Source organism: Campylobacter volucris, from assembly GCF_008011665.1.
GTDB lineage: Bacteria > Campylobacterota > Campylobacteria > Campylobacterales > Campylobacteraceae > Campylobacter_D > Campylobacter_D volucris_A.
In genome coordinates, this window is the sequence record NZ_VOWJ01000017.1 from 1 (window position 1) to 703 (window position 703).

Annotated in this window: 1 pseudogene; it reads right to left on the reverse strand. The window is 26.2% G+C overall.

Going from position 1 to position 703, the window contains the following annotated elements:
* Positions 1-31 precede the first annotated feature (31 nt).
* Positions 32-659 (reverse strand): annotated as a pseudogene (locus tag FPD38_RS02965) (S24 family peptidase).
* Between the last annotated feature and the right edge of the window lie 44 nt (positions 660-703).

The window sequence follows — 703 nt, forward strand, 5'->3', positions numbered from 1 at the left end:
ACAATAGCTTGGTAATGCTGAATGTGTGCTGTTAGATCCTAGAAAGCTCTCCAATTACAATACCAACTAATAAAAAATCTCCATTTTTATAAAATATGTCTTTATATAAAGGGTTTAAAGAGTGTAAAATCACTCCATTATCTTGTTTTAAAACTTGTTTGATAAAAAGTCCATCTTTAGTATTGACTACACAAATACTTTTGTTTTTAAAAGTTTTATTTCTATCTATTACGCAAATACTTCTATCTTTGATAATTGGCTCCATACTCTCCATAGCAAGTAATAAGCTCACAATCTTTTGTTTTAAAAAAATCTAATATCTTTTGATCTATTAATATGTTTTCAAAGTCTAAAATATCATTAATACCACCTCCACCTAAACTAGCATTTGTTTTATATAGTTTTAAAATTTTGTATTTGTATTCACATTCTAATTGATCTTTTGGAGAGCTTCCATAAAAGAAGTAATTAATACTAATGTTTCTTTTTTCTAAGAAGTTTAAAATGTGTGCATAGGGAATGGAGTTTCTAAATTTCATTGAGTTAAATGTATCAGGATTGATTCCCAATTCTTTAGCTATATCTTTGGTTTTTAAACCTCTTTTCCCTTCACTTGCAAGTATGTCTTTTAATTTCTCAATTACTTCTTGCATTTGCATGATCAATCCTTTTATTTTAATTTAAAAGAATTTAACAAAAAATT